General features: G+C 71.9%; 20 protein-coding genes and 1 pseudogene. 14 read left to right on the top strand and 7 right to left on the bottom strand.

What is annotated here, in order from left to right; all coding sequences use genetic code 11:
• Nucleotides 1-26: 26 nt before the first annotated feature.
• From CC117_RS19605 to CC117_RS19580, 6 genes are all read left to right on the top strand, one after another.
• Nucleotides 27-1445, top strand: coding sequence for an aldehyde dehydrogenase family protein (locus CC117_RS19605; RefSeq protein ID WP_071086248.1), 1419 nt, complete (start codon nt 27-29; stop codon nt 1443-1445).
• A 63-nt stretch (nt 1446-1508) separates the two neighbouring features.
• Nucleotides 1509-2492, top strand: coding sequence for an acrylyl-CoA reductase (NADPH) (acuI, locus tag CC117_RS19600; protein WP_071086246.1), 984 nt, complete (start codon nt 1509-1511; stop codon nt 2490-2492).
• A gap of 15 nt (nt 2493-2507) precedes the next feature.
• A complete protein-coding gene (locus tag CC117_RS19595; RefSeq protein WP_071086244.1) occupies nt 2508-3731 on the top strand; it encodes an FAS1-like dehydratase domain-containing protein in 1224 nt (407 codons plus the stop codon).
• Nucleotides 3732-3910: 179 nt separating this feature from the next.
• Nucleotides 3911-5584 carry a class I adenylate-forming enzyme family protein gene (locus CC117_RS19590; protein ID WP_407673558.1) on the top strand — a complete coding sequence of 558 codons (1674 nt, stop codon included), beginning with the start codon at nt 3911-3913 and terminating at the stop codon, nt 5582-5584.
• Between the two features lie 696 nt (nt 5585-6280).
• Complete coding sequence (locus tag CC117_RS19585) at nt 6281-7027, top strand: SDR family NAD(P)-dependent oxidoreductase (protein ID WP_071086242.1); 747 nt, start codon at nt 6281-6283, stop codon at nt 7025-7027.
• Nucleotides 7028-7063: 36 nt separating this feature from the next.
• Nucleotides 7064-7699 (top strand): carboxymuconolactone decarboxylase family protein, encoded by a 636-nt coding sequence (locus CC117_RS19580; RefSeq protein WP_241830251.1) that lies wholly within the window; start codon nt 7064-7066, stop codon nt 7697-7699.
• Between the two features lie 52 nt (nt 7700-7751).
• Here CC117_RS19580 and CC117_RS19575 read toward each other — a convergent pair whose 3' ends face one another.
• From CC117_RS19575 to CC117_RS19565, 3 genes are all read right to left on the bottom strand, one after another.
• Nucleotides 7752-8498 carry an SDR family NAD(P)-dependent oxidoreductase gene (locus CC117_RS19575; RefSeq protein ID WP_071086344.1) on the bottom strand — a complete coding sequence of 249 codons (747 nt, stop codon included), beginning with the start codon at nt 8496-8498 and terminating at the stop codon, nt 7752-7754.
• A 118-nt stretch (nt 8499-8616) separates the two neighbouring features.
• Nucleotides 8617-9105: a pyridoxamine 5'-phosphate oxidase family protein gene (locus tag CC117_RS19570; RefSeq protein WP_071086240.1), complete on the bottom strand. Its 489-nt coding sequence runs from the start codon at nt 9103-9105 to the stop codon at nt 8617-8619.
• A 4-nt stretch (nt 9106-9109) separates the two neighbouring features.
• On the bottom strand, nt 9110-10600 hold the full coding sequence (locus tag CC117_RS19565; protein WP_071086342.1) for a class I adenylate-forming enzyme family protein: 1491 nt from the start codon (nt 10598-10600) through the stop codon (nt 9110-9112).
• Nucleotides 10601-11106: 506 nt separating this feature from the next.
• On the opposite strand from CC117_RS19565, the gene CC117_RS19555 reads away from it, so the two are divergent.
• Both CC117_RS19555 and CC117_RS19550 read left to right on the top strand, forming a co-directional pair.
• Entirely contained in the window at nt 11107-12312 is a 1206-nt protein-coding gene (locus CC117_RS19555) for a CaiB/BaiF CoA transferase family protein (protein ID WP_071086236.1), read from the top strand.
• Between the two features lie 2 nt (nt 12313-12314).
• Entirely contained in the window at nt 12315-13832 is a 1518-nt protein-coding gene (locus CC117_RS19550) for an AMP-binding protein (protein ID WP_071086234.1), read from the top strand.
• Between the two features lie 164 nt (nt 13833-13996).
• Here CC117_RS19550 and CC117_RS19545 read toward each other — a convergent pair whose 3' ends face one another.
• Nucleotides 13997-14350 carry a group I truncated hemoglobin gene (locus CC117_RS19545; RefSeq protein WP_071086232.1) on the bottom strand — a complete coding sequence of 118 codons (354 nt, stop codon included), beginning with the start codon at nt 14348-14350 and terminating at the stop codon, nt 13997-13999.
• Nucleotides 14351-14717: 367 nt separating this feature from the next.
• On the opposite strand from CC117_RS19545, the gene CC117_RS19540 reads away from it, so the two are divergent.
• The 5 genes and pseudogenes from CC117_RS19540 to CC117_RS40905 all read left to right on the top strand — a co-directional run.
• Nucleotides 14718-15659, top strand: a complete 942-nt coding sequence (locus tag CC117_RS19540) for an SDR family NAD(P)-dependent oxidoreductase (RefSeq protein WP_071086231.1) — start codon at nt 14718-14720, stop codon at nt 15657-15659.
• A gap of 73 nt (nt 15660-15732) precedes the next feature.
• Nucleotides 15733-18510 (top strand): diguanylate cyclase domain-containing protein, encoded by a 2778-nt coding sequence (locus tag CC117_RS19535; protein WP_071086228.1) that lies wholly within the window; start codon nt 15733-15735, stop codon nt 18508-18510.
• A 225-nt stretch (nt 18511-18735) separates the two neighbouring features.
• A complete protein-coding gene (locus CC117_RS19530; protein WP_071086226.1) occupies nt 18736-20112 on the top strand; it encodes an NADP-dependent succinic semialdehyde dehydrogenase in 1377 nt (458 codons plus the stop codon).
• Between the two features lie 99 nt (nt 20113-20211).
• A complete protein-coding gene (locus CC117_RS19525; RefSeq protein ID WP_241830249.1) occupies nt 20212-20700 on the top strand; it encodes an NUDIX hydrolase in 489 nt (162 codons plus the stop codon).
• 11 nt (nt 20701-20711) lie between these two features.
• Nucleotides 20712-20881: pseudogene (locus CC117_RS40905) on the top strand (ISL3 family transposase); the annotation flags it as partial.
• A 594-nt stretch (nt 20882-21475) separates the two neighbouring features.
• Here the strand turns inward: CC117_RS40905 and CC117_RS19520 are convergent.
• The 3 genes from CC117_RS19520 to CC117_RS19510 all read right to left on the bottom strand — a co-directional run bounded on the left by CC117_RS19520 (nt 21476) and on the right by CC117_RS19510 (nt 24018).
• The gene (locus CC117_RS19520) at nt 21476-22159 is read right to left on the bottom strand and encodes an alpha-ketoglutarate-dependent dioxygenase AlkB (protein ID WP_071086224.1); all 684 of its coding nucleotides are present in this window, start codon (nt 22157-22159) and stop codon (nt 21476-21478) included.
• Nucleotides 22160-22244: 85 nt separating this feature from the next.
• Complete coding sequence (locus tag CC117_RS19515; protein WP_071086222.1) at nt 22245-22664, bottom strand: hypothetical protein; 420 nt, start codon at nt 22662-22664, stop codon at nt 22245-22247.
• A 397-nt stretch (nt 22665-23061) separates the two neighbouring features.
• The gene (locus CC117_RS19510) at nt 23062-24018 is read right to left on the bottom strand and encodes a phospholipid scramblase-related protein (RefSeq protein WP_071086220.1); all 957 of its coding nucleotides are present in this window, start codon (nt 24016-24018) and stop codon (nt 23062-23064) included.
• A gap of 128 nt (nt 24019-24146) precedes the next feature.
• On the opposite strand from CC117_RS19510, the gene CC117_RS19505 reads away from it, so the two are divergent.
• On the top strand, nt 24147-25133 hold the full coding sequence (locus tag CC117_RS19505) for a TIGR03560 family F420-dependent LLM class oxidoreductase (protein WP_241830248.1): 987 nt from the start codon (nt 24147-24149) through the stop codon (nt 25131-25133).
• The last annotated feature ends 32 nt before the right edge of the window (nt 25134-25165 follow it).

Raw genomic sequence — 25165 nt, 5'->3', positions numbered from 1 at the left:
GCCTTAGGAGAGGACCTCCCGGGATTATGCCTGACTATCTGAAGTTCTACATCGGCGGCAAGTGGGTCGACCCGGCCGAGCCACGGACGTTCGACGTCGTGAACCCGGCGACCGAGGAGGTGGTCGGCCGCGTCTCCGCCGGCTCGGCCGCCGACGTCGACCGGGCCGTGGCCGCGGCGAAGGCCGCGTTCCCGAGCTACTCGGCGACCACCCGGGAGGAGCGCGTCGAGCTGCTCCAGAACATCCTGGACGTCTACCAGAAGCGCTCGGGTGACCTGGGCGCCGCGCTGACCGAGGAGATCGGTGCCCCGACGGCGCTGGCCAACGGCTTCCAGGTGGGCCTGGGTGCCGGCCACCTGAGCAGCGCCATCGAGAACCTGAAGACCTTCTCCTTCGAGGAGCTGCGCGGCGGCTCGCTGGTCGTGCAGGAGCCGATCGGCGTCGCCGGCCTGATCACGCCGTGGAACTGGCCGATCAACCAGATCGTGGTGAAGGTCGTCCCGGCCCTGGCCACCGGCTGCACGGTGGTGCTCAAGCCGTCGGAGAACTCCCCGTTCACCGCGCAGATCCTGGCCGAGATCTTCGACGCCGCCGGCGTGCCGGCCGGTGTGTTCAACCTGGTCCAGGGGGACGGGCTCGGTGTCGGCGTGCCGCTGTCCTCGCACCCGGACGTCGACCTGATCTCCTTCACCGGCTCGACCCGCGCCGGCATCGAGATCGCCCGCAACGCCGCCGCCACCGTCAAGCGGGTCACCCAGGAGCTGGGCGGCAAGAACCCGAACATCCTCCTCGACGACGCCGACCTCGTCGTGAACGTCGCCAAGGGCGTCGCCGGGGTGATGCTCAACTCGGGCCAGACCTGCAGCGCCGCGACGCGGATGCTCGTCCCGGCCGGCCGGATCGACGAGGTGATCGAGGCCGCCCGCGCCGCCGCGGAGGCGACGACCGTCGGCGACCCCACCACCGACGTCACCATCGGCCCGGTGGTCTCCGGCGCCCAGTTCGACAAGATCCAGGCCCTGATCCAGAAGGGCATCGACGAGGGCGCCACCCTCGTCGCCGGCGGCGTCGGGCGTCCCGAGGGCCTGACCCGGGGCTTCTACGTGCGCCCGACCGTCTTCGCGAACGTGCGGGGCGACCAGACCATCGCCCGTGAGGAGATCTTCGGGCCGGTCCTGACGATCCACAGCTACGACAGCCTGGACGAGGCGGTCGAGATCGCGAACGACACCGACTACGGCCTGGCCGGCGCCGTGGCGGGGGCGGACCTGGAGCAGGCCCGCGCGGTCGCCCGCCGCCTGCGCGTCGGGTGGGTCACCGTCAACGACGGTTTCGACTTCAACGCCCCGTTCGGTGGCACGAAGAAGAGCGGCAACGGCCGTGAGTGGGGCGAGTTCGGTTTCCACGAGTACCTGGAGACCAAGGCAATTCTCGGTTATCAGTAGGGCGGCCGGCCGCCTGTTCGTTCAGGCGGCCGTCTGTTCGTGTCGAAAGGTCTGGATTCTCCGATGTCTTCTGCGATTCTCATCGAAAAAGGCGAGTCGGGTCAGTCCGTCAGTGTCGCCAGCCTGGACGAGTCGGCGCTGCCGGAAGGCGACGTCACCGTCGACGTGGAGTACTCGACGCTGAACTACAAGGACGCGCTCGCCATCACCGGCCGCGGGCCGGTGGTGCGCCGGTTCCCGATGGTGCCCGGCATCGACCTGGTCGGTGTGGTCACCGAGAGCACGCACAGCGACTGGAAGCAGGGCGACCGGGTCGTGCTCAACGGCTGGGGTGTCGGTGAGACGCACTGGGGCGGCCTGGCGCAGCGCGCCCGGCTGAAGGGCGACTGGCTGGTGCCGCTGCCCTCGGCCTTCACGCCGAGCCAGGCGGCGGCCATCGGCACCGCGGGCTACACCGCGGCCCTGTCGGTCGACGCGCTGGTCAACTTCGGTGTCCGTCCGGACCAGGGCGAGATCCTGGTCACCGGCGCCACCGGGGGCGTGGGCAGTGTGGCCGTCGCGCTCCTGACGAAGGCCGGGTTCACGGTCGCGGCCTCGACGGGGAAGGCATCGGAGGCGGACTACCTCAAGGAGCTCGGCGCGTCGACGGTGATCGACCGCGCCGAGCTCTCCGGATCCGGCAAGCCGCTGCAGAAGGAGCGGTGGGCCGGCGTCATCGACTCGGTCGGCAGCCACACGCTCGCCAACGCGACCGCGCAGACCCGCTACCGCGGGGCGGTCACCGCCTGCGGGCTGGCCCAGGGGATGGACTTCCCGGCGTCGGTGGCGCCCTTCATCCTGCGCGGGGTCTCGCTGCTCGGCATCGACAGCGTGCAGGCGCCGTCCGCCCCGCGGCTGGCGGCCTGGGCACGGCTGGCAGCCGACCTCGACCCGCAGGTCCTGGGCCTGATCGCCGAGGAGATCGCCCTCGGTGAGGCAATCGAGGCGGCCGGGCGGCTGCTGGACGGCAAGGTTCGCGGCCGCATCGTCGTCGACGTCAACCGTTAGTCGGGAGGGCACAGCATGAGCGAGACGTCAGCAGAAGACGGCACCCCCACCCTCGACCTCACGGATGTCGACCACCGGGTGGGCAAGCCCATCGGTGGCGGGCAGCTGTGGGAGCCGTGCGCACCGTCCGACATCCGCCGCTGGGTGATGGCGATGGACTACCCGAACCCGCTGCACTGGGATCAGGAGTTCGCGAAGAAGTCCAAGTTCGGCGGCCTGATCGCACCGCAGTCCATCGCCGTCGGGCTGGACTACGGGCACGGCGCTGCGCCGGCCTGTGTCGGCTACATCCCCGGCAGCCACCTGATCTTCGGTGGCGAGGAGTGGTGGTTCTACGGCACCCGCGTGCGGGTCGGCGACCAGCTGTTCCAGAAGCGCCGGTTCCACGACTACAAGGTGGCGGACACCAAGTTCGCCGGCCCCACCATGTTCTCCCGCGGCGACACCGTCCACCGCAACCAGCACGGTGACCTCGTCGCCCGCGAGCGCTCGACCGCCATCCGCTACCTCGCCTCCGAGGCGGAGAAGCGGGGTATGTACGAGAACCAGCTCGGCGAGAAGAAGCGCTGGACGCAGACCGAGCTCGCCGAGATCGACAAGCTCCGCACCGAATGGCTGCTGTCGAACCGGGCCGGCGTCTCCCCGGCGTTCGAGGACGTCAAGGTCGGCGACACGCTGCCCCGACGGGTGATCGGCCCGCACACCATCGCCAGCTTCACCACCGAGTACCGGGCGTTCCTGTTCAACATCTGGGGCACCTTCTTCTGGGACGCCCCCAAGGGCATCAAGGACCCGTGGGTCTACCAGGACCCGGGCTGGGTCGAGGGCTTCGGGTTCGACGAGGAGGGCGCGAAGATCGACCCGCGGCTGCGGGACGGCCTCTACGTGGGCCCGTCGCGCGGGCACATCGACGCCGACAAGGCCAGCGAGGTCGGCATGGCCCGCGCCTACGGCTACGGCGCCACGATGGGTGCCTGGTGCACCGACTACCTGGCGTACTGGGCGGGTCACGACGGCATGGTGCGCCACAACAAGGCGAGCTTCCGGCTCCCGGCCTTCGAGGGCGACGTCACCTACTTCGACGCCGAGATCGTCGGCAAGGAGGAGCAGTCCGTCTGGGGCGTGCCCCTGGTGCAGGTGAAGCTGAAGCTCACCAACCAGGACGGCGGCGTGCTGGTGGACTGCACCGCGGAGGTCGAGCTCCCGTACGGCAGCGAACGCGAAGTCACCGGGGACTGACCGTGACTGCGGCGAACGTGAACGGCTCCGTGCCGTCCCAGCAAACCGTGTCGGGCCCGGAGGCCGCTGCGGCAGCTTCGGGTGCCGCGGCGGTCTCGGGTGCCGCCTCGGGTGCCGCGGCGGTCGTCCTGGACCCGTCGGTCGTGGCGGGCCCGGCGGACGTCCCGGAACCGTCGGTCGTGTCGGGGCCGCCGCTGAGCTCGGAGCCAGGCCTGGGGTCGCTGACCCTGCCCGGCTTCCTCCGGGAGGTCACCGAGGCCTTCGGTGACCGCGAGGCGCTGGTCTGGCACACCGCCGACGGCGTCGTGCGGTGGACCTACACCGAGCTGTGGGAGCGCACGGTCGAGGTCGCCAGCGCGCTGCGTGCCGCCGGCGTCGGCAAGGACGCCCGGGTCGGCGTCCTGATGACGAACCGCCCCGAGTGGATCTCAGCCGTGTTCGGGGTCGGTCTCGCCGGCGGTGTCGCGGTCGTGCTCAGCACCTTCTCGACGGCACCGGAACTCGACCACCTGCTGCAGGTGTCCGGGGTGTCGGTACTGCTGTTCGAGCGGATGGTCGTGAAGAAGGACTTCGCGGCCCTGCTGACCGAGCTGGACCCGGGCATCAGCCGGGCGGAGCCCGGGCAGCTGCAGTCCTCGCGGTTCCCGTTCCTGCGGCGGCTCGCCGTCATCGGGCCGGGGGCGGCGGGCGGTGCCATCGAGTCCTGGGAGGACTTCCTGGCGGCCGGCCGCTCCGAACCACGGGAGCTGGTCGAGGCGACGGCCGCCTCGGTGCAGCCGGCCGACCTGGCGGCGCTGTTCTTCTCCTCCGGCTCCACCAGCCGGCCGAAGGGCATTCTCAACTCGCACCGGGGCATCGCCATCCAGCTGTGGCGCTTCCCCCGTCTGTACGGGTTCACCCCACAGGACGACATCCGCAGCTGGGCCGCGAACGGCTTCTTCTGGTCCGGCAACTTCTGCATGGTGCTCGGGAACACCTTCGCCTGCGGCGGATCGGTGGTGCTGCAGGCGACGATGGTCCCCGACGAGGCACTGCGGCTGCTGGAGGCCGAGCGGGTCACCTTCCCGTTCGCCTGGCCGCACCAGTGGGCCCAGCTGGTGGCAGCGCCGAACTGGGACGACGTCGACCTGCGCAGCCTGCGGTACGTCGACGTCAGCACCCCGATCGCGCGGCATCCCACGGTGAGCACCGAGTGGGAGGAACCGGGGCACGCCTACGGCAACACCGAGACGTTCACCCTGACCACCTGCCTGCCGGCGAACTCCCCGCAGGAAGTGCACCGGGGCAGCAGCGGCGAGGCGCTGCCGGGGGTCACGATCAAGATCGTCGATCCGCTGACCGGGGCGGTGGTGCCGCGCGGCGAGCATGGCGAGATCTGCGTCAAGGGCCCCACCCTGATGCTCGGCTACCTCGGCACCCCACTGGACGAGACCCTCGAYGCCGAGGGCTTCTTCCGGACCGGCGACGGCGGCCACGTCGGCGAGGACGGTCTGCTCTTCTGGAAGGGCAGGCTGAACGACATCATCAAGACGGGCGGCGCGAACGTCTCGCCGCGCGAGGTGGACGAGGCCATCGGGACGTTCCCCGGGGTCAAGGTCACCCAGACCGTCGGGGTGCCCCACGACACGCTCGGTGAGCTCGTCGTGGCCTGTGTCGTGCTCCACGAGGGTGTGCAGGCCCAGGCGGAGGAGATCCGTGGCTACCTGCGGGAGCGGCTGGCCAGCTACAAGATCCCGCGTCAGGTCCTCTTCTTCGACGAGGACGACATCGAGCTCACCGGCTCCGCGAAGGTGAAGACGGCCGAGTTGCGCACCCTCGCGGCGGGCCGCCTGGAGCGCGCCGGGGTGCTCTGACGGCGCTCCCCGGCCGGCACCGGGAGGGGGCGCGGAAACCCCTCCAGGACACCCTCCGGGGTGTCCTCCGCGCCCTCTCCACGGCAGTTCCCGGCCTGTTGTCCCGAAATGGCCGGGATCGCGACGACAAAACATTCCGCCGGACGTGATCCAGAATCGCGTTCCGGCTCATCGGCATGCCATAAACGGGTTGCTCGCCCGGTGATGTGGTTGACGGTTGTTTGACAAAGTCGTAGCCTGAATCCACCTTATTCCGCCCCGCGGTTCCTGTGATCTGCCTCTGGTTTTCCGCGCTGGGTGAGACGATGGTGCTGCGCCCTGGCCCGGAATTTCTCGACTGACGGCCCGTACCGGGAAACCCGTCGTGTCCGGATGTGTGCGGACAGGGTCCGGCGGCCGCCGTCCCGGGTGTGCGGGTGAGCCGGGTGAGCGGGTGTGCCGACCCGCGGACAACGAGGAGGGCTGGGCCTTGCCTGACGAGCTGGAGCGGCGTGCCACCGCACCGGACCGAGCGTTGCCGGACCGGGCGTTACGACGTGGCTGGTCGGCCGGAGACATGGTCGTCCGGGACATGGCGGCCCGAAGGAACCGTGGGCAGGCCGGTCAGGGAGGCCCGCTCCACCGGGTCCTCCCGGCTGAGCGGACCGCCTCGCGCCGCACGCACTGCACCACTCTCGGCGCGCCGGAGCAGGGCCTGTGACCCGCCGCGTCGCCATCGTCACCGGGGGTGCCTCGGGCATCGGGGGGGCCATCGCCCGCCGGCTGGCCGCCGACGGGGCCGCCGTCGCGATCTTCGACCTGGACGGCGGGGCCGCCCGGGCGGCGGCCGCCGCACTCGAGGCGGTGGGCGGCACGGCACGCGGGTACACCGTGGACGTGACCGACCGGGCCGCCGTCGACGCCGGGGTGGAGCAGACCCGCGGCGATCTCGGCCGCCCCACGGTCCTGGTGAACTCCGCGGGCATGACCCCACCGCCGACCCCGTTCCTCGACACGACATTCGAGCTGTGGCGGCGCACGATCTCGGTGAATCTCGACGGCACTTTCCACTGCTGCCAGTCGGTGCTTCCGGAAATGGTCGCCGAGGGCTGGGGGAGAATCGTGAACATCTCCTCGTCCAGCATGCACAGCGGTGTTCCCCGACTCAGTTCCTATGTCACCTCGAAATCCGGCGTGGTGGGTCTGACCAAGGTGCTCGCGCTGGAGTTCGGGCCGCGGGGCATCACGGTCAACACCATCCCGCCGGGATTCATCGACACACCGATGCTGCGGGCCTCCGAGAAGGAAGGCCTGATGAAGACCGAGGAGCAGATCGCGAGGACCCCGGTCGGCCGCATCGGCCAGCCTGAGGACATCGCGGCCGCCTGCGCCTTCCTCATCAGGGAGGAGGCCGGCTACATCACCGGCCAGGTCATCGGCGTCAACGGCGGCCGCAACACCTGACGGTCGGCGCGGGCAGGAAGGCGGGGAGTCACCGAGATGCCGCGGATATCACCGCAGCCGGCCACCGACTGGTCGCCGGAGGCGAGGGCCGTGTTCGACTCCTTCCGGGACGCCGCGCGCAGCGGCGTCCCCGCCGTGCCCGGGGGCGCAGCGGCCTCACCGGCCGGCGCAGCCGCGGCGGGCACCGACGACGACGGCCCGAGCGGGGCCAACGTCTTCGGCACGCTGGCCCGCCACCCCGCCCTCGCCGAGGCGTTCCTCGCGTTCAACGGCCACGTCCTCTACGGGTCGTCGCTGCCGCCGCGGGTCAGCGAGCTGCTGATCCTGCGAGTCGCGGCGCTGCGCCGGTGCGGCTACGAGTGGGCCCAGCACGCCCTGCGGGGGCAGGAGGTCGGGATCACCGCCGAGGAGATCGCGCGGGTCGCCGAGGGCCCGGCCGCGGCCGGCTGGTCGGCCACCGACCGCACCTTGCTCACGGCGGCCGACGAACTGCTCGACGGGGCGGCGGTGGGCGCCACGACCTGGGCCGCGCTCGCCGGGTTCCTCGACGAACGGCAGCTCATGGACGTGGTCGTCACAGTGGGTGCCTACGACCTGGTGGCGATGATGTTCCTGTCCTTCGGCGTCGAGCCCGACCCGGACATCGTGCCGTACCTGCCCGAAGGCTGGTGAGCCGGAGCGGCCCACCGCGTCCGCGCGGCGGGGCCGGTCCAGCGGGGCCGGCTCAGCGGGCGGTCCAGCCGCCGTCCACCACGATCGTCTGCCCGGTGACGTAACGCCCCGCGTCGCTGGCCAGCCACACCACCGCGCCGGTGATGTCCTCGGCGCTGCCCTCCATCGGCAGCGGAGTGTTGCGGCGCAGGTACTCGGTGGAGCGCTCGCTGTCGTAGAGCGGCCCGGTGATCTCGCTGCGGAAGAACCCGGGCGCCACCGTGTTCACCCGGATCGAGTGCCGCGCCCACTGCACCGCCAGCTCGGACGTCAGCCCGGACAGCCCGGCCTTGCTGGCCGCGTAGGACGCCTGCGGGATCCCCGGGATGCCGACCCGCCCGCTGATCGACGAGATGTTGATGATCGTGCCCCGCCCGACCGCCAGCATGTGCGGCTGGACGTCCTGGGCGAGCAGGAACGGGGCCAGCAGGTTGAGGTCGACCGTGCGCCGGCTGGCGTCCAGCGGCTCCGACTCGGCGCGCTCGTAGGTGAACATGGAGCCGGCGCCGTTCACGAGGATCTCGGGCCGGCCCAGCTGCTCGGCCACGGCCGGCACGACCGTGCGCACCTGGTCGAGATCCGACAGGTCACAGGTGACCGCCGCGCCGTCGATCTCCTTGGCGAGCTCGGTGAGCCGGTCGAGCCGGCGGGCCACGACGGCGACCCGCGCCCCGAACCCGGCGAGCGCCCGCGCGACCGCGACACCGAGGCCGGAGGAGGCGCCGGTGACGATCGCCACCCGGCCGTCGAGATCGAACATCCGGGCTGCGGCTTCGGCGGCCGGCGTCACGTGGTCTCCCCTCCGGGGTCCTCCGGTCAGTCCTGACCGGCTCCGACCCGCTCCGACCCTAACGATGACCTCGCTATCCTTGCAAGGATTAGTGCTCGGTCGGAGAGTGGGAGCCGGGTCCCGGGGCGGCTGGCGGTTCGGCGAGTCGGATGCGGCTGTTGTCCCAACGCAGCAGCCGTCCCTGCGGGTCCAGCCGGAGCACGGTGCGCTCGGCGTAGGCGGCACGGACGGCGGCCGGCAGCCGTTCCGGCGGGAGCCGGAACCCGGCGTACTTCGTGTCGAGCAGGTCGCGGACCTGCTGGCGCGCAGCATCGTCGTCCACCACCTGCAGCCGGCCGCTGACGTGTACCGCGCGCAGGTCCACCCAGGCCCGGCCGGCCTCCACGAGGAACGCCGCGCGCGGGTCGCGGCGCACCCGCGCCAGCTTGGCCGCCCGCGGCGGCGTCGACAGGTACACGGCGCGGCCGAGGACGACGAACCACATCGGCAGTGTGACCGGCGCGCCGTCCGCGCGCAGCGTCGTGAGGATCCCGGTGTGCGCCCGGGCCACGAACTCCCAGGCCTCGTCCTCGGTCACCGGCTCAACGACGGGTGTCGACGAGATCGGACAGGCCGGCGCGCTGGACCTTGCCCATCGCGTTCACCGGCAGCGCGTCCACCTGCGACCAGAACTCGGGCACCTTGTACGGGGAGAGCTCGCGGCGGCACAGCTCCGCGAGCGCGGCCATGTCCAGCGGCGGGCCGGCGCTCTCGACGACGGCGGCGACGCGCTGGCCGAGCCGGTCGTCGGGCACCGGGCACACCGCGACCCGCACGACGTCCGGATGGGTGGCGATGACCCGCTCGACCTCCAGCGGGTAGACGTTGGCGCCGCCGCGGATGATGACGAGTTTCTTGCGGTCCAGGACGGAGAGCCAGCCGTCGCCGTCCACGGTGCCCACATCGCCGGTGGCGAAGGGGCCGGGCTCCGGTGGGCGGACCCGGCCCTGCTCCCAGTAGCCGAGCAGCGGACGCCACAGGCCCGCCCAGGGCCCGCTGGTCGCCCCGGCGAGCCGGAGCTCGCCGAGCTCACCCGCCGGCAGCCGGTTGCCGGCGTCGTCGTAGGCGGCGACGTCGTAGTGCGGCAGCACCTGGCCGCTGCTGCCCGCGCGCCACGCGCCGTCCGGCGGGTCGATCGCGACCACCGTCGGCGCCTCGCTCAGGCCGTAGGTGACCCGCGGCACCAGGCCGTGTGCGGCGGCGAACGCGGTGCGCAGCGCCTCCGGGGTGTCGCTGCCGCCGCTCCAGACCTCCCGCAGCGAGCGCAGGTCTGCCTCCGGGCGGGCGGCGAGGTCGTGGAGCTGGGCCGGCGCCCCGTTCCACACTGTGACCTTCCGGGAGGAGATCCAGTCGACGACGCCGCTGACGTCACGGCGGTTCATCACCACCGCGCAGCCGCCGGCCTGGGCCGTGAGCAGTGTCGACAGGACCAGCATGTTGAGGATCGTCATCGGGAAGCTGTCGCCCTTGCGCAGCTCCGGCCCCCAGCCGCGGGTCGCGACGAGGACGGCGCCGGGCAGCAGCAGGTTGCGCTGGCTGTGCACGACCGCCTTGGGACGTCCCGACGTCCCGCTGGTGAACCCGATGCCCGCGGGCGCGTCGAGGTCGAGGGCGAGGCCGGCGGGCGGGGTCGTCCTCCCACGGGCGAGCAGGTCCGCCCAGCGGTCGGGGTCGACCCGGCCGGGGGTCTCCAGCAGGCAGCGCGGCCCGGCGAGCACGACGGCGGGGCCGCAGACCTCGTGCAGGTCCTGCTGCTCGGCGGCGGTCAGCGCCTCGCCGATGCCGGCCCAGACGGCGCCGATCCGCTGCGCGCCGTGGAAGGCGGCGACGATGTCGAGGTCGTTGGGCAGGCAGGCGGCGACCCGGTCGCCGGGGCGCACGCCCAGCGACCACAGCGCGCCGGCCGCGCGTGAGGCCTGCTCGTCGAGGTCGGCGTACGTCCACGAGCCGGAGGCGGCCTCGACCGCGATCGCCTCGGGGCGGGTGGCCAGGGCGTCGTCCAGAACCCGGGCGATCGGCCGCAGCGCGGGTATCCCCGGCGGCCGCGCCCCGCCGGCGCCCGGTCCGGCTCCCGGTTCGGAGGCCGGTTCGGGGGCCGGCCCACCGGACCGGGGCGCGGTCTGATCGGTGGACTGGTCAGGGGGCTGTGGCGCGTCGCCGGAGCTGCTCACGACATCTTGATAGCACTATCCTTGCAAGGATTCATCCTCTACTGTCGATGGGCACCGCTCCGGACGTCGCAGCACCGGAGACGGGCAACGCTGGGATCGAGGCCATGCACCGCCCGCCGCGCGCCACCCTCCAGGCACCGGCCTGCGGGACGTCGGGCTTCCGGCTCCTCGCACGGCCGGACCGCGCCGCGGCCCGGYCGGTGGGGGAGTTCCGGACGCGCGGCGTGCCGCCGCACGCCCTGGGCGCCGGCGATCCGCCAGCAGCCAGTACCCGGCCTCCGCGGCAGCGGCGGCCCGGGCCTCATGGACGGTAGGGGTGGTCGATACGTGAAGGCTGTGACCGGTACCGCCGAATCTGGTACCAAGGAATGACGCATTCCGGCCCGCTTTCCGGCGTCCGCGTCATCGATCTCACCGCAATGGTGATGGGACCGTACTGTACCCAGATCATGGCCGACATGGGCGCGGACGTGATCAAGATCGAGCCGCCGGCCGGAGACAACACACGCTACATCTCGGTCGGCCCGCGGCCGGGCATGGCCGGCGTCTTCGTCAACGTCAACCGGGGCAAGCGCAGCGTCGTGCTGGATCTGCGCAGCCCAGCGGGCGCGGCGGCGCTGCGCGAGCTCGTCGTCGACGCGGACGTCTTCATCCACTCGATGCGGGGGAAGGCGATCGACCGGCTCGGATTCGGCTACGAGGCGGTCGCCGCGCTCAACCCGTCCGTCGTCTACACCAACTGCTACGGCTACAGCCGCCGGGGGCCGGATGCGGACCTCACCGCCTACGACGACACCATCCAGGCCGAGTGCGGGATTCCCTATGCCCAGGAGCAGCTCACCGGTGAGGCCAGTTATGTCGGCACCATCATGGCCGACAAGGTCGCCGGCCTGACCGCGCTGTACGCCACGATGATGGCGCTGTTCCACCGGGAGCGCACCGGCGAGGGGCAGGAGGTCGAGGTCGCGATGTTCGAGACCATGGCCGCGTTCATGCTTGTCGAACACGCCAACGGGGCCATGTTCAGCCCCGCCCTCGGGCCCGCCGTCTACCCGCGGGCCGTCGCGCCGAACCGGCGTCCGCACCGCACCAGCGACGGCTACATCTCCGTGCTCGTCTACAACGACAAGCAGTGGTCCGCCTTCGTCAACGCGGTGAAGCCGCCCTGGGCGGGGGAGCACCTCGCCACCCTGGAACAGCGCGCGCGTCAGATCGACACCGTCTACGCGCTGCTCGGGGAGACCTTCCGGGAGCACACCACGCAGTACTGGCTCGACCTGCTGCGGTCGCTGGACGTCCCCGCCGCGCCGGTGCGCTCCCTCGACGACCTGTTCGACAACCCGCACCTGAACAGCGTCGGCTTCTTCGAGACGGTCGACACCGACGACGGCCCGGTGCGGTTCCCCGGTACTCCCGCCTGGTTCTCGCGTACCCCCGGCCGGGTCGCCGGCCCCGCCCCGCGGCTCGGCGCCCACACCCGCGAGGTCCTCGACGGCCGTCCCGGCACGGCCGAGGAACGTCCGGTCACCCGTGCCACCCGTGCCACCCGCGTCGCCCGAGCAGACGGAGGTTGACGATGGCCAACATCGTGCACGTGCTGACGACCTCGGCGCAGCGGTACCCGGACCGCACCGCCGTCCGCCACGCCGGGCGCCGGACGTCCTACCGGGAGCTGCGGGAGCAGGCGGCGCGGTTCGGCTCGGCGCTGCTGCGGCGCGGCCTGGAACCCGGCGACCGGGTGGCGCTGTTCCTGCCGAACTGCGGGCAGTACCTGACCGCCCTCTTCGGTGCCTGGTACGCCGGGCTGGTGGCCGTACCGATGAACGCCAAGCTCGCCGGCCCGGAGGTCGCGGTGATCCTGGGTGACAGCGGTGCCCGCGCGCTCGTCCACGGCGCCCCGTCCGCCCCGATGATCGCCGGACTCGGCCTGGCCGACCTGCACACCGTGCAGGTGGACGCCGCTGCTCCCGGCGGGGACGACTTCGGCCGCCTGCTCGCGGAGGGTGACCCCGGCCTCGCCCCGGCCGAGGTGGCCGCGGACGATCTCGCCTGGCTGTTCTACACGTCCGGGACGACCGGGCGGCCCAAGGGCGCCCAGCTGACCCACCGCAACCTCACGGTCATGACCTGGACGCTGCTCGCCGACGTCTGCGCCTACACGCCGGACGACATCGCCCTGCACATCGCCCCGCTGTCGCACGGCAGCGGGCTGTACGCGCTGGGTGCGATCGCCCGCGGTACCGACAACCTCATCTACGACGGAGGCGGGTTCGACCCCGCCGCGGTGCTCGACCTGATCGCGCGGGAGCGGGTCACCGTTCTGGYGTTCCTCGTCCCGACGATGATCGTCCGCATGCTCGGGGTGGCGGGGCAGCCGGACACCAGCTCCCTGCGCTGCGCCGTCTACGGGGGTGCGCCGATCCACGTCGAGCACTCCCGGGCGATGATCGAGCGGTTCGGGCCGGTGTTCGTCCAGATCTACGGCCAGGGCGAGTCGCCGATGACCGTCACCTACCTCAACCACGCGACCGCGCCGGACGCCCCGCTCGACTCGGCCGGCGTCGCGCACCCGGGGATCGAGGTCAGCATCCTCGACGCCGACGACCGCCTGGTGCCGGCGGGCGAGGAGGGCGAGGTCTGCGTCCGCGGGGACGTCGTGATGCGCGGATACTGGAACAACCCGGACGCGACGGCGCGTGCACTGCGCGGCGGCTGGCTGCACACCGGCGACATCGGCCGGATCGACGAGCACGGGGTCCTCTTCCTGCTCGACCGCAGCAGCGACGTGATCATCTCCGGCGGGGCCAACATCTACCCGCGTGAGGTCGAGGAGGCGCTCGTCCAGCATCCGGCCGTGGCCGAGGTCGTGGTCTTCGGGGTGCCGGACGAGACCTGGGGCGAGAACGTCGTCGCCGCGGTGGTGCCCGCCACGACCCCGCCCCCGCCCGAGGGCGAGCTGATCAGCTTCAGCACCACCCACATCGCAAGCTTCAAGAAGCCGAAGAAGATCATCTATCTGGAGGCGCTGCCGAAGAGCGCCTACGGCAAGGTTCTGCGGCGCGAGGCCCGCAGACTCGTCCTGGCCGACGACTGACAGGGCGCCGGCCGGACCGGGCGCAGCCGAGCCCGGCCGGCAGCCGAGCCCGGCCGTCGTTCGAGCCCGGCCGTCGTTCGAGTCGGGCCGGGACCGGACCATGTCGGGTGGTCCGGTCCCGGCCCGGGGTGCGGGGCGCGGGGCTGCGCCCGGACCGTCAGAGGTCAGACGGAGACGATGTCCTTGCGCAGCGGGGCGAGCGTGGCCCCGATCTGGCCGGTGGTCTCGGGCGGTACGCCGAGGCCACGCAGGGCCGCCACCAGGTGGTCGACGACCGCGTCGAAGTGGGCGTCGGAGATGTTGAGCGGACGGTGGACGCGGGGAAGGTCCCGGCCCTGGTAGATCTCCGGTCCGCCGATCGCCGCGGCGATGAAATCCCGCTGGTGTGCCTTGAGGCTCGGAATGTCACGGCCGGCGAAAAAGGGCGCAAGATCCGGGTCCGCGGTCACGCGAACGTAGAACTCGTCGACCGCTGCCTCCACGGCCTTCGCGCCGCCGATCGCGTCGTAGATGCTCACCAGAGACTCGCTTTCGCAGAATGACCCGGCCAGGCCGCGCCGGACCGCGCGCGCTTCCCGGCAGGGTCGTGACAGGTGTGTGCCCGACGCTTTCACTGAACCGCGGCGGCAATGCCCGCAGAAAGGGGCCATTGTCGGCTCCGGGCAGTCGGACGGCCGATGCGGCCGGGCCATCCGGCCCCTTAGTTCACCCCGTGAGCGCAGGTTGCCGGCCTGTGACGGATCGCGGCGTGGGCGCACCACCGGATATGACTGTGAGGGGCACGCGCGGCTGGCGTCGCGCGGACAGCTGCCGGCGGCGGGTAGCTGCCGGCGGGCGACCGGCGGCCGATGGCGGCGCCGAGGCGACGGACGGGAGCGTGCGGAGATGGGTGCGACGGAACGGGTCACCACGAGGTTCACGGCCGAGTCGACGGCGGCGGAGGTGCTGGCGGACGTCGACCTGAGCGGCCACCGGTCGGTGGTGACCGGAGCGTCGTCCGGTATCGGTGTCGAGACAGCCCGGGCACTCGCCGGCGCGGGCAGCGAGGTGACCCTCGCGGTGCGCGACGTCGAGGTCGGCCGGCGGGTGGCCGCGGACATCACCGCCACCACCGGCAACACCGCCCTCCGCGTCGCCCGGCTCGACCTCGCGGACCTCGCCTCGATCGCGGCGTTCGTGGCCGGCTGGTCGGGCCCGCTGCACGCCCTGGTCAACAACGCCGGGATCATGGCGACGCCGGAGCTGCGCACCCCGCAGGGCTGGGAACTGCAGTTCGGCACCAACCATCTCGGCCACTTCGCCCTGGCCGACGGGCTGCGGCCCGCACTGGCCGCGGCGGGTGGGGCCCGGGTGGTGGCGGTGAGCTCGGCGGCGCACCTGCGGTCCGCGGTGGAGTTCGACGACATCCACTTCGAGCGGCGCCCCTACCACCCGTGGGCGGCCTACGGCCAGTCGAAGACCGCCAACGTCCTGTTCGCGGTCGAGGCCACCCGACGGTGGGCGGCGGACGGCATCAGCGCCAACGCACTGATGCCCGGCGCCATCATGACGAACCTGCAGCGGCACATCGACTCCGGCGAGGCCGAGCGGGTACGGGCCCGCAGCGGTGTCCCGGCGCGGGCCTGGAAGACGGTGGAGCAGGGCGCGGCCACCTCGGTACTGCTCGCCGCCTCGCCGCTGCTCGACGGCGTCGGCGGGCGGTACTTCGAGGACTGTGCCGAGGCCCCCCTGCACACTCCCGGCAGCGTCAGCGGAGTCGCACCCTACGCGCTGGACCCGGCCGCCGCCGAACGCCTCTGGGACGTCAGCCTGCACACCCTCGGGTAACCGCACTCGCCTGACCGCACTCGCCGTCCAGCGCGCCCCGCAGACCTCACCCTCGGTATCGAACTGATTGTCGATGGCCAGGGGCGGGCACGGTCACACCGTGATGTGCGCTGCCCGGCCGACACCCGAGGCCGCCCGGCGCCGCCTCACCGGGGCGGCGGCGACGGCCGCGCTGCTCGTGGTCGCAGCGGTGCTCGTGGTCGCCACGGTGATCGCCGGGCTGGTCCTTCCCGGGCGGGCCGCGTTGATCGCCGTTCGGGGGATCATGCTGGCCGCCCTGTTCCTCGGCGGCGGGGCCTGCCTGGTGACGGGCCTGCGCCGGCGGGGTGTCGAGCGCGCCTGGCGATTACTCGTCGGCATGCTCCTGGTGGGCGTCGGCGGAGGGATGACCCAGGTCCTCGCCGGTTTCGTCGGCGGCGGACCGGCTGTTCCCCGGGCGACACCCGCCTACCTGATCTATCTGGTGCCGCAGGCCTTCGGGCTCGCGGGCGTCCTGCTGTACCCGACACACCCCGTGGTGCCCCGGGAGAACGGCACCGGCCGGGGCCGCCTGCCACGGTGGCCGATGGTGATGGTCCTGGACGGCCTGGTCGTCACCGGGGCCGTCACCCTGCTGGCCTGGATCTTCGTTCTCGAGGAGGCCATCGGCGCAGGCCCCCTCACCGAGGGCCCCATCTTCACGATCGTCATCGTCGCCGCCAACCTGGTGCTGACGGTCGTGGTCATCCTCGTTGCGGCGTTCCGGCAGGGGCGTGCCGAGAAGGGGCTGGGCCTGCTGGTGGCGGGACTGCTCGCCATGACGGTCACCTTCACCTGGTATGCGTCCGCGGTCGTGCGCGGGCTGACCGACGTCCCACGGATCGTCGACACGTTCCTGGTCGCCGCGCCGCTGCTGATCGGGCTCGCGGCGCTGACACCCGACGGTTCGCGGGCAGCCGGCGCCGCCCGGGCGCCGACGGCGATCCCCCCGGCGGGCGAGGACGAGACCGGGTGGCCCGGCGCGCAACCGGGCCCGTTCCTGTCACCGCGGCGCCGCGTCTGGCACGCGATGCTGCCCTATCTGCCACTGGCCGTCGCCGGGATCGCGACCCTGGTCGAGATCTCCGGGGGGAACCTGGGACACGAGGAGGAGCTCTGGTTCTTGGTCGGGATCGTCCTGGTGGCGATGGTCCGGCAGATGACCACGCTCTCGGAGAACGTCCGGCTGATCGGCCGGATCGAGGAGAAACAGCGGGAGCTGCGCTACCAGGCCTTCCATGACCCGCTCACCGGGCTGGCGAACCGGTCGCTGTTCCTCAGCCGTCTCGACCGCGCGCTGGCCGCCCGCGGGCCCGGCGGCTGGCAGCTCGCTGTCCTGTTCTGCGACCTGGACGACTTCAAACACGTCAACGACGCCTTCGGGCACGCCGCCGGCGATGATCTGCTCCGGGTCGCGGCCCACCGGCTGGCCGGATGCGTGCGCCCGGCGGACACGGTCGCGCGCCTCGGCGGCGACGAGTTCGCGATTCTGCTGGCGTCCGAGCCGGCGCCGCCCGCGGCCGAGACGGTCGGGCGTCGCATCACCGCAGCGCTACAGGCACCGATCCGCCTGGGCGGCTCCACCTACAGCATCGCCGCCAGCATCGGGATGGTCGTCGTCGGGCCTGGCAGTGGACCAGTCGACTCCGAGACCCTGCTGCACCGCGCCGACCTGGCCATGTACGCCGCGAAGGTGCGGGGCAGCGGAGCGCTGGCCTCCTTCGGCCCACACCTGGCCGCGCTGCCGACCGGCCCGGACCTCCGGGCCGCCTTCGCCGCCGCGGCGGGCGGCGACAGTGCGGGAGTCGGCGGCGGTGCGGGAGTCGGCCGCAGTGCGCCAGGCAGCGGCAGTGCGCCAGGCAGCGCCGCCGCCGACAGCATAGGCGCCGCGGACGTCGGCGCAGGTGTCGGCGCCGACGGAGGCTCCGCCCGGGGCCGGCTCGCCGTCGCTCGGCGGCCCGTCATCGATCTGGCGACATCCGACACTGTCGCGCACGAGGCCCGGCTCTGTTGGATCCCCGACGACGCCGTGGCCGGGCAGATGCTGCTCGCGGCCGACACCCTCGGCGTCGTGCCCGCTCTCGACCGGATCCTGCTTCGGAGCCCGCACGACCCGACCGCGGCGGGCGTCCCGACAGCGGCGGGCGTCCCGACAGCGGCGGGCGCCTCGACCGGGGCCGGCGGCCGGCTGCCGGTCCACATCACGGTGTCGGCGGGACGCGCGGGGCAGCCGGGTCTGGTGGACGACGTCACCGCGGCGCTGCGCGCGGCGGACATCCCACCCAGTGGCCTCGTGCTCCAGATCCGCGCCAGTCGGCCGGGCGCCGACCCGGCGGTCGTGGGTGAGGTCCTCACCCGCATCCACGCCAGCGGGGTGCGGATCGGGCTCGCCGAGGTCGGCGCTCCCGACACGACACTGGACACCGCTGCCGACATCCTCCGGCGGGTTCCGGTGGCGGCGGTGTCGCTGCACCCCGACCTGCTCCACACCGACCTGCTCCACACCGGGACGCACCGGTCTCCGTACCAGGACCACGTCGTCGGGAAGCTCGTCCGAGGCGTGCTGTCCGTGCTCGGCGATCTGGGTATCGCAGTCATCGCGGAGGTCGTCGTGCACGTCGCCGCCGACGGCACCGTCGGTGATCCCGGGGTCGTCGGACGCCTCCGGGCGCACGGCTGCCGCCTCGCCGTGGGCCGTGCCGTGACCCGGGTGATCCCGTCCCGGCTCTGGGAACCGGACCTGGGCCGCGATCCCCCCGGTGCCGCCCCGGCAGCCCCGTCGGGGGATATTTCGAGCCACACGGGATACCCCGTCAGGTCCGGGTCGCAATGACCTCACCCCGGTCCTGAAACGAGCCAGGTAAACGCCCACTCTGCTAGTGTTCGACCTGTGCCAGGACGGTGCGCAGCGCCGTTCTGCGACGTTGTTGTTCTGCGACGTTGTTTTCGGCCCACGTTCCCGGGTTGCCGCCCGTTCACCAGTAGGCCGCCGGCCGCATTTCGGTGCGTCCGGTGAATGTCCCGGCGACCAGGCGGTCAGACCCCCAGAAGGAGTGACATGGCGATCCGGTCGGTCAATCCGGCAACAGGCGCGGTTGTCGCGGCGTTCGACGCGCTCGGCGACACCGAGATCGAGGAGCGGCTGGCCCGCGCCAGCGCCACCTTCGCCACCTACCGCCGGACGACGTTCGCCGAGCGGGCCGGGTGGCTGCGCCGCGCGGCCGACCTGCTCGACGCCGAGCGGCACGAGATCGCCGTGATCATGACCACGGAGATGGGCAAGACGCTGCGCTCGGCGGAGGCGGAGGCGGCGAAGTGCGCGAAGGGGATGCGCTTCTACGCCGAGCACGCCCCGGCGTTCCTCGCCGACGAGCCGCTGGCCGACCCGGGCACCGTCGGCGCGAGCCGTGCCTTCGGTCGCTACCTGCCGCTGGGTGTCGTCCTCGCGGTCATGCCGTGGAACTTCCCGCTCTGGCAGGTCGTCCGCTTCGCCGCCCCGGCGCTGATGGCGGGCAACGTCGGCCTGCTCAAGCATGCGTCGAACGTCCCGCAGTGCGCGCTGTACCTGGAGGACCTGTTCCTGCGCGCCGGGTTCCCGGCCGGGTGCTTCCAGACCCTGCTGATCGGGGCCGGCCAGGTGGAAGGGGTGCTGCGCGACCCCCGGGTGGCTGCCGCGACGGTCACCGGCAGCGAGCCCGCCGGTCAGGCGGTCGCCTCCGTCTGCGGGCAGGAGATCAAGAAGACGGTGCTGGAGCTCGGTGGCAGCGACGCCTACGTCGTCATGCCGTCGGCCGACGTGGAGCGCGCCGCCGAGGTGGCGGTCACCGCCCGCTGCCAGAACAACGGCCAGTCCTGCATCGCCGCCAAGCGGTTCATCGTCCACGACGCGGTGTACGACCGGTTCGCCGAGCTGTTCGTCGCCGGCATGGCCGCCCTGCGGGTCGGCGACCCGCTCGACTCCGGCACCGACGTCGGGCCGCTCGCCACCGAGGGCGGTCGCCAGGACATCGAGGAGCTCCTCGCCGACGCCGTGAAGCAGGGCGCCAGCGTCCTGTGCGGCGGCGCCACGCCGGACGGCCCGGGCTGGTTCTTCCCGCCCACCGTCGTCGGCGACATCACCACCCAGATGCGCCTGCACACCGAGGAGGCGTTCGGACCGCTGGCCACCCTCTACCGGGTGCCGGACATCGACGCCGCGATCAGCCTCGCCAACGTCACCTCGTTCGGCCTCGGCTCCAACGCCTGGACGGCCGACCCGGCCGAGCAGGAGCAGTTCATCAACGAGCTCGAGGCCGGAGCGGTGTTCCTGAACGGGATGGTCACCTCGCACCCGGAGCTCCCGTTCGGCGGCATCCGCCGCTCCGGCTACGGGCGGGAGCTGAGCGCCGTCGGCATCCGCGAGTTCTGCAACCTCAAGACCGTCTGGGCCGGCTGAGGCCCACTCCTTCCCCTCACGTTCTCCTCGCGGCCGGTGCGCCCCGGCCCGTGGCAGGATCAGGCGGCAGGCACGATCGGACGCGGCCGGACGGCGGCGGTGACCCGGACCGGAGGCGCGGCGTTGACAGTGGCCAGTGAGCCCGACGGCAGCGAGGTGCAGGAGCGCGCGGCCGGCGGCGTGGTGTGGCGTCCCGCCGGCGGCGGGGTCGAGATCGTCCTGGTCCACCGGCCGCGGCACGCCGACTGGTCCCTGCCGAAAGGCAAACTCGACGACGGCGAGACCTGGCTGGACGCCGCCGTCCGCGAGGTGGCGGAGGAGACCGGGCTCGCCGTCGAGGTCGGCGAGCCGCTCGGCGATGTGACCTACGAGGTGGAGCGGCACGGCGTCGCACGCACCAAGGTCGTGCGCTACTGGGCCCTGCGGGCGACCGGCGGGGCGTTCGTCCCGAACGACGAGGTCGACGAGCTGCGCTGGATGTCGCTCGATGCAGCGACCGAGCAGGTCAGCTACGACCTGGACCGCGACGTGATCGACCGTTTCCGCCGCCTCGGCCCCGGCATCCTCGACGGCGTCCAGGACAGCTAGCCGGGGCGGCTGTCCGCCTCGCCCTGAACACGGTCAAACGCTACGCGCGTATCAGCGAGCCCGCGCGTCTCAGCCGGGCTCCGCAGTACCGCCCGGCCCTGGTCGATCCCTGCTGCGATCACCTGCGCCCGCGGCTGAACAGCACCCGGCCGTGCCCGTATTCCGCCTGTTCGCCGAGATCGGCGTTACGAGAGGTGACATGGATTTCTGGGATTCTCGTGGAGACTAAATGAGTGATCCTGTCCGCAGAGAAAGTCGGGTGACTCTCCGGGATGACGACTTCAGTATCCATCGAGAATCCGCTGCAGATCTGCGAGAGATAAACGACGAGGCGTTGTGGGAAGGGTGGACGGCACGCTGGACATCTGGCGAGGCGCTGGACGAGCAAGCGTCTGATGCGTCTTCGATCCTCCTAAGTCCCTTGTTCCGGAGCGGTGGAAGAACTTCAGGCAGAAAATCCTGCCGATGTCGCTTCTGGTTCTTTGGCCGGGCAAYGGGCGAAGGGCTCTCCTCGGTGATAGATGTGTCCAGTGAGAAGCTTCTCTCGCTAGACAGGGCRCACGCCGTAGAGCAGCTTGAGCGTGCAATAGCTCTGATCCTGGATGCATATCCGTTGACGACACTGCGCTAAATTCGTCGAATCACGACTTGATATCCATAAGGTCATCGGGATGGGTTCCATGGCGGCGGCTTCCCGGCTGTGGYCACCGGCCTGGTCCCCGACCGCGAGCCACCCGCACCATCGATATCCGCGATGGCGATCCGGCCCGTCCCATCAGAGGACGTTGTGGGGGCGGAACTGAACGCTGAGGCGGGGGCCGACCGGGCGGGCGGTCTTCGGCACCGCATGCTCCCAGGTGCGCTGGCAGCTACCGCCCATGACGAACAGATCGCCGTGACCGAGTTCGTGGCGGATCGTGACTGGGCGCCCACCTCCGCTCTCCGCGGGCCCGCCAGCGCGAGGCCGCAGCAGCAGCGCCCGGGGAGCGCCGAGGACGAGGATCGCGACCATTGTGTCGTGGGTGGCGCCGCGGCCGATCCGATCGCCGTGCCAGGCGACACTGTCGCGGCCGTCCCGGTACAGCGCCAGGCCGACGGTGGCGAACGGCTCGCCCAGCTCGGCGGCGTAGTGCGCGTCGAGCGCCTGCCTGGCGGCATCGAGCGCCGGGTCGGGCAACGGCTCGCCCCGCGCGTAGAAGGACAGCAGCCGGGGCACATCGACCGTCCGGTCGTACATCGGACGCCGTTCGGCGCGCCAGGGGACCTGCGCGCACAGCCGTTCGAACAGCGTGTCCGCCCCGGCCACCCAGCTGCGCCGCACGTCGACCCAGGCGCCGCCGGCCAGTATGCGGCGGTGCAGGCCGGCGTGCAGTGGCCCGAGCTCGACGCCCGCGTGCCTGCCAGCCTGCGGTTCGGACAGCGTGTCGAGCAGCGAGGCCTGGAACGGTGCTACGCCCACCAGCCGACGATAGCAAACATATGTTCGATCGAGGCCGGCGTCGCCATCGGTGTCGGGCTCGGGACCGCGGACATGCCGACGACGACTACCACCCTCTGTTCAGGAGCCTCGGCGGCGGGTTGTGGCTGGCGCCGTTCGGGGCGCTGCCCTGGTTGGAGGGCTTTGACGGCGGAGCATGGGTGGCGCCGGTCTGCGAGGCGCCCTGGTTGGTCGGCTTCGGTGGCGGGGCGTGGGTGGCGCCCGTCTCGCGCGTGCCGCTGTTCGTCGGCTTCGGCGGCGGGTTGTGGCTGGCGCCGGTCGGCGCGGGTGGGTTGGTCAGCGCGAGGAAGTTGAGCCAGTCCTGCAGCTCGTGGGTTTCCAGCCATTCGACCAGTGCGGCAAGCGATGCGTCACCGGCCCTGTCCTCGGGCGGCAGCGCCGCGTTCGCCGGTGCCGCGGCGATCCCGACGGTTCCCGCAGTGAGCGCGAACGCAAGCCCGAGTCCTGCCAGGCGTGATGTGCGCATGAGAAGACTGCCTTTCCTGAGCGGACACGAACCGAAACCGCGACTCACCAGGGTGCACGGCCACGGGAAAGCGTACCGAACATCGCTGTCCGCGCCAGGGCGTTCTTTCGCGCGGCGGTCGGAGCCGGCCCGTCGCATTCGCCAGATCGGGTGCCGGGTAGGGCGGAGGGATGTAGCCGGACTGAGAACAGCAAAAAGGGTACCGCTTTTGTGTCGTTCCGCGGGCCGCGGTCCGGCGGCGCTGTGTCGTACCCGCCGCGCGTGCGGCTCCACCGCACGCAGACGACCGCTCCGGCGAACGGGGACGCCCCGTTCGCCAGGTCGGTGGCCGTCAGTTCCAGGGGCATGGGAGCGCCGCCGGAATGACGGACTCCCGCCCGAGTCGTGGGCTACTGCACTATCCGAAGCCCCGGGAGTCCTGCTTCAGCGCGGTGTCGATGGTGAGTGCCGAGGCGACGACGAGGCTGAGCATTGGCTGGGGCAGTGGCCGGTGCAGCTGAACCACGTAGTTGTCCGCGGTGGTGAACAGGGTCCGGGCGAGACCTTCCCAGGTCTTGGTCACCCGGGCGACCTCGGCGTCGGTGTGGTCGACGATCGAGAAGTTCCACGCCCGCCAGTTCTCGGCCTTGAGCATGCCGAGGCGGTTGCCGTCCGCTTCGATACTGAAACTGATCTTGCCGAAGACGTTCTGCTGGACGATGCGGCCGACCTCCCGACCGTCCGGCAGCGTCACGATCACCTTCGACTTGAACAACTTCCTCGGCCTGGTCAACAGCAGCTGCGGAACCCCGGCAGCGTCCCGCACCTCCAGCCGATGGGTGAAGAACTGGTCGAGTGACCAGAGGAACCGGGCGACCTTCTTCAGCGCGCTCTGGCCGACCTGGACGACCGAGCCGATCTGGGTGCCCTGCTGGTTGAAGACCGCGTACTCGTTCGTCAGCTCGATCAGCTTCGTCTTCTGGTTCACCACCAGAACCGGCTCGCTGAACAGCGAGCCGCCGCCCTGCACCGGCACGTGCACGCCGGCGCGCTCCTGGACCTGGCGCTGGATCCGGTCCGGCGTGTGGCTGGTCTGGACCGGCGGTGGCTGGTAGCCCTGCGGGCCGCCCCAGCCGCCCGGCGGCTGCCCGTGCTGTGGCTGGCCGTACTGCTGCGTGGCGTGCTGGCCTGGCGCCTGCGCAGCCGCTCCGGGCGCGGCGGCCTGCTGCTGATGCGGCTGGTACTGCTGGTTCTGGTGCTGCGGCGGGGGCGGCGGGGAGCCGGGCTGCGTGTGGTCCGTCCACTGGTTGCCGTCCCACCAGCGCGAGCCGGGTCTGCCTGATGGATCGTCGTACCAGCCTGGTGGCGTTGACATAGCACCCACTTTGCCACCTGTGCCCGATGTGGAGGACATGTGCCACTGTCCCGATTCTGACCTGCTCCGGGCTGATCCTGGCCCGCCTGGGCGGCCCGGAAAATAGGCTCGCGGCCATGACTGCTTCCGTGGGCGAATCAGTGGGGACGGGCCCCCGGGGCGAGGCCGGTGTCGAGTTCGGGATCTATCTGCCGCAGGTCGCGCTGGAGTTCGAGTCCATGGTCGACCGGGCCCTCGAATGCGAGCGCCTGGGGCTGGACTCGTTCTGGCTGTTCGATCATCTGTACACGCCCGGTGCGCCGGCGGCGCCCTCGTTCGAGGGCTGGACGCTGGCGACGGCCCTGCTCGCCCGCACGTCGCGCCTGCGGCTGGGGCATCTGGTCACCTGTAACACCTTCCGCCATCCGGCGCTGCTCGCGAAGATGGCCACCACGCTGGACGTCATCTCCGGCGGGCGGCTGGAGTTCGGCATCGGCAGCGGTTCCTACGAACAGGAACACCGCGAGGCCGGCCTGCCCTGGGGAACCCCGGGGGAGCGCGCCGACCGGCTCGCGGAGGCACTCGACATCATCACGCAGATGTTCGAGCAGCCGGTGACGACCTATTCCGGCCGGTACTACGACGTCCACGACCTGCCGAACGTCCCGCAGCCGGTGCAGCGGCCGCGGCCGCCGGTGCACATCGGCGGTGCCGGGCCGAAGCGGACCCTTCCGCTGGTGGCGCGTTACGCCGACGTCTGGAACGTCCCGACCTACGCCCTGGACCGCCTCGACGAGCTGAACCGGGCGATGGACGCCGAGTGTGAGCGCATCGGCCGCGATCCGGCGTCCCTGCGTCGCTCGGTGGAGGGGGTTCTCGCGATCGCCGGGGCGGGGCAGGTGGACGAGGTCGTCGAGCTGGCCCGGCGCCGGTACGGGCAGCCGGGCTACGGGCTGGACGCGGGCGGCTTCGCCGGCACCCCGGCGCGGGTCGCCGACCGGATCGCCCAGCTCGTGGACGCCGGCTTCACATCCTTCATCTTCATCACGCATGACCGGGCCAGTACCGAGACGCTGGAGCTCCTCGCCGGAGAGGTCCTCCCGTGCTTCCCCCGCCCCGGTCGGCCGGCGACCTGACCGGGGCGGCGACCTGACCCGACCGGGGCGGG

Source organism: Parafrankia colletiae, assembly GCF_001854655.1.
GTDB lineage: Bacteria > Actinomycetota > Actinomycetes > Frankiales > Frankiaceae > Parafrankia > Parafrankia colletiae.
The sequence above is the reverse complement of the archived record's forward strand: the minus strand, read 5'-3'. Positions and strand labels throughout refer to the sequence as shown.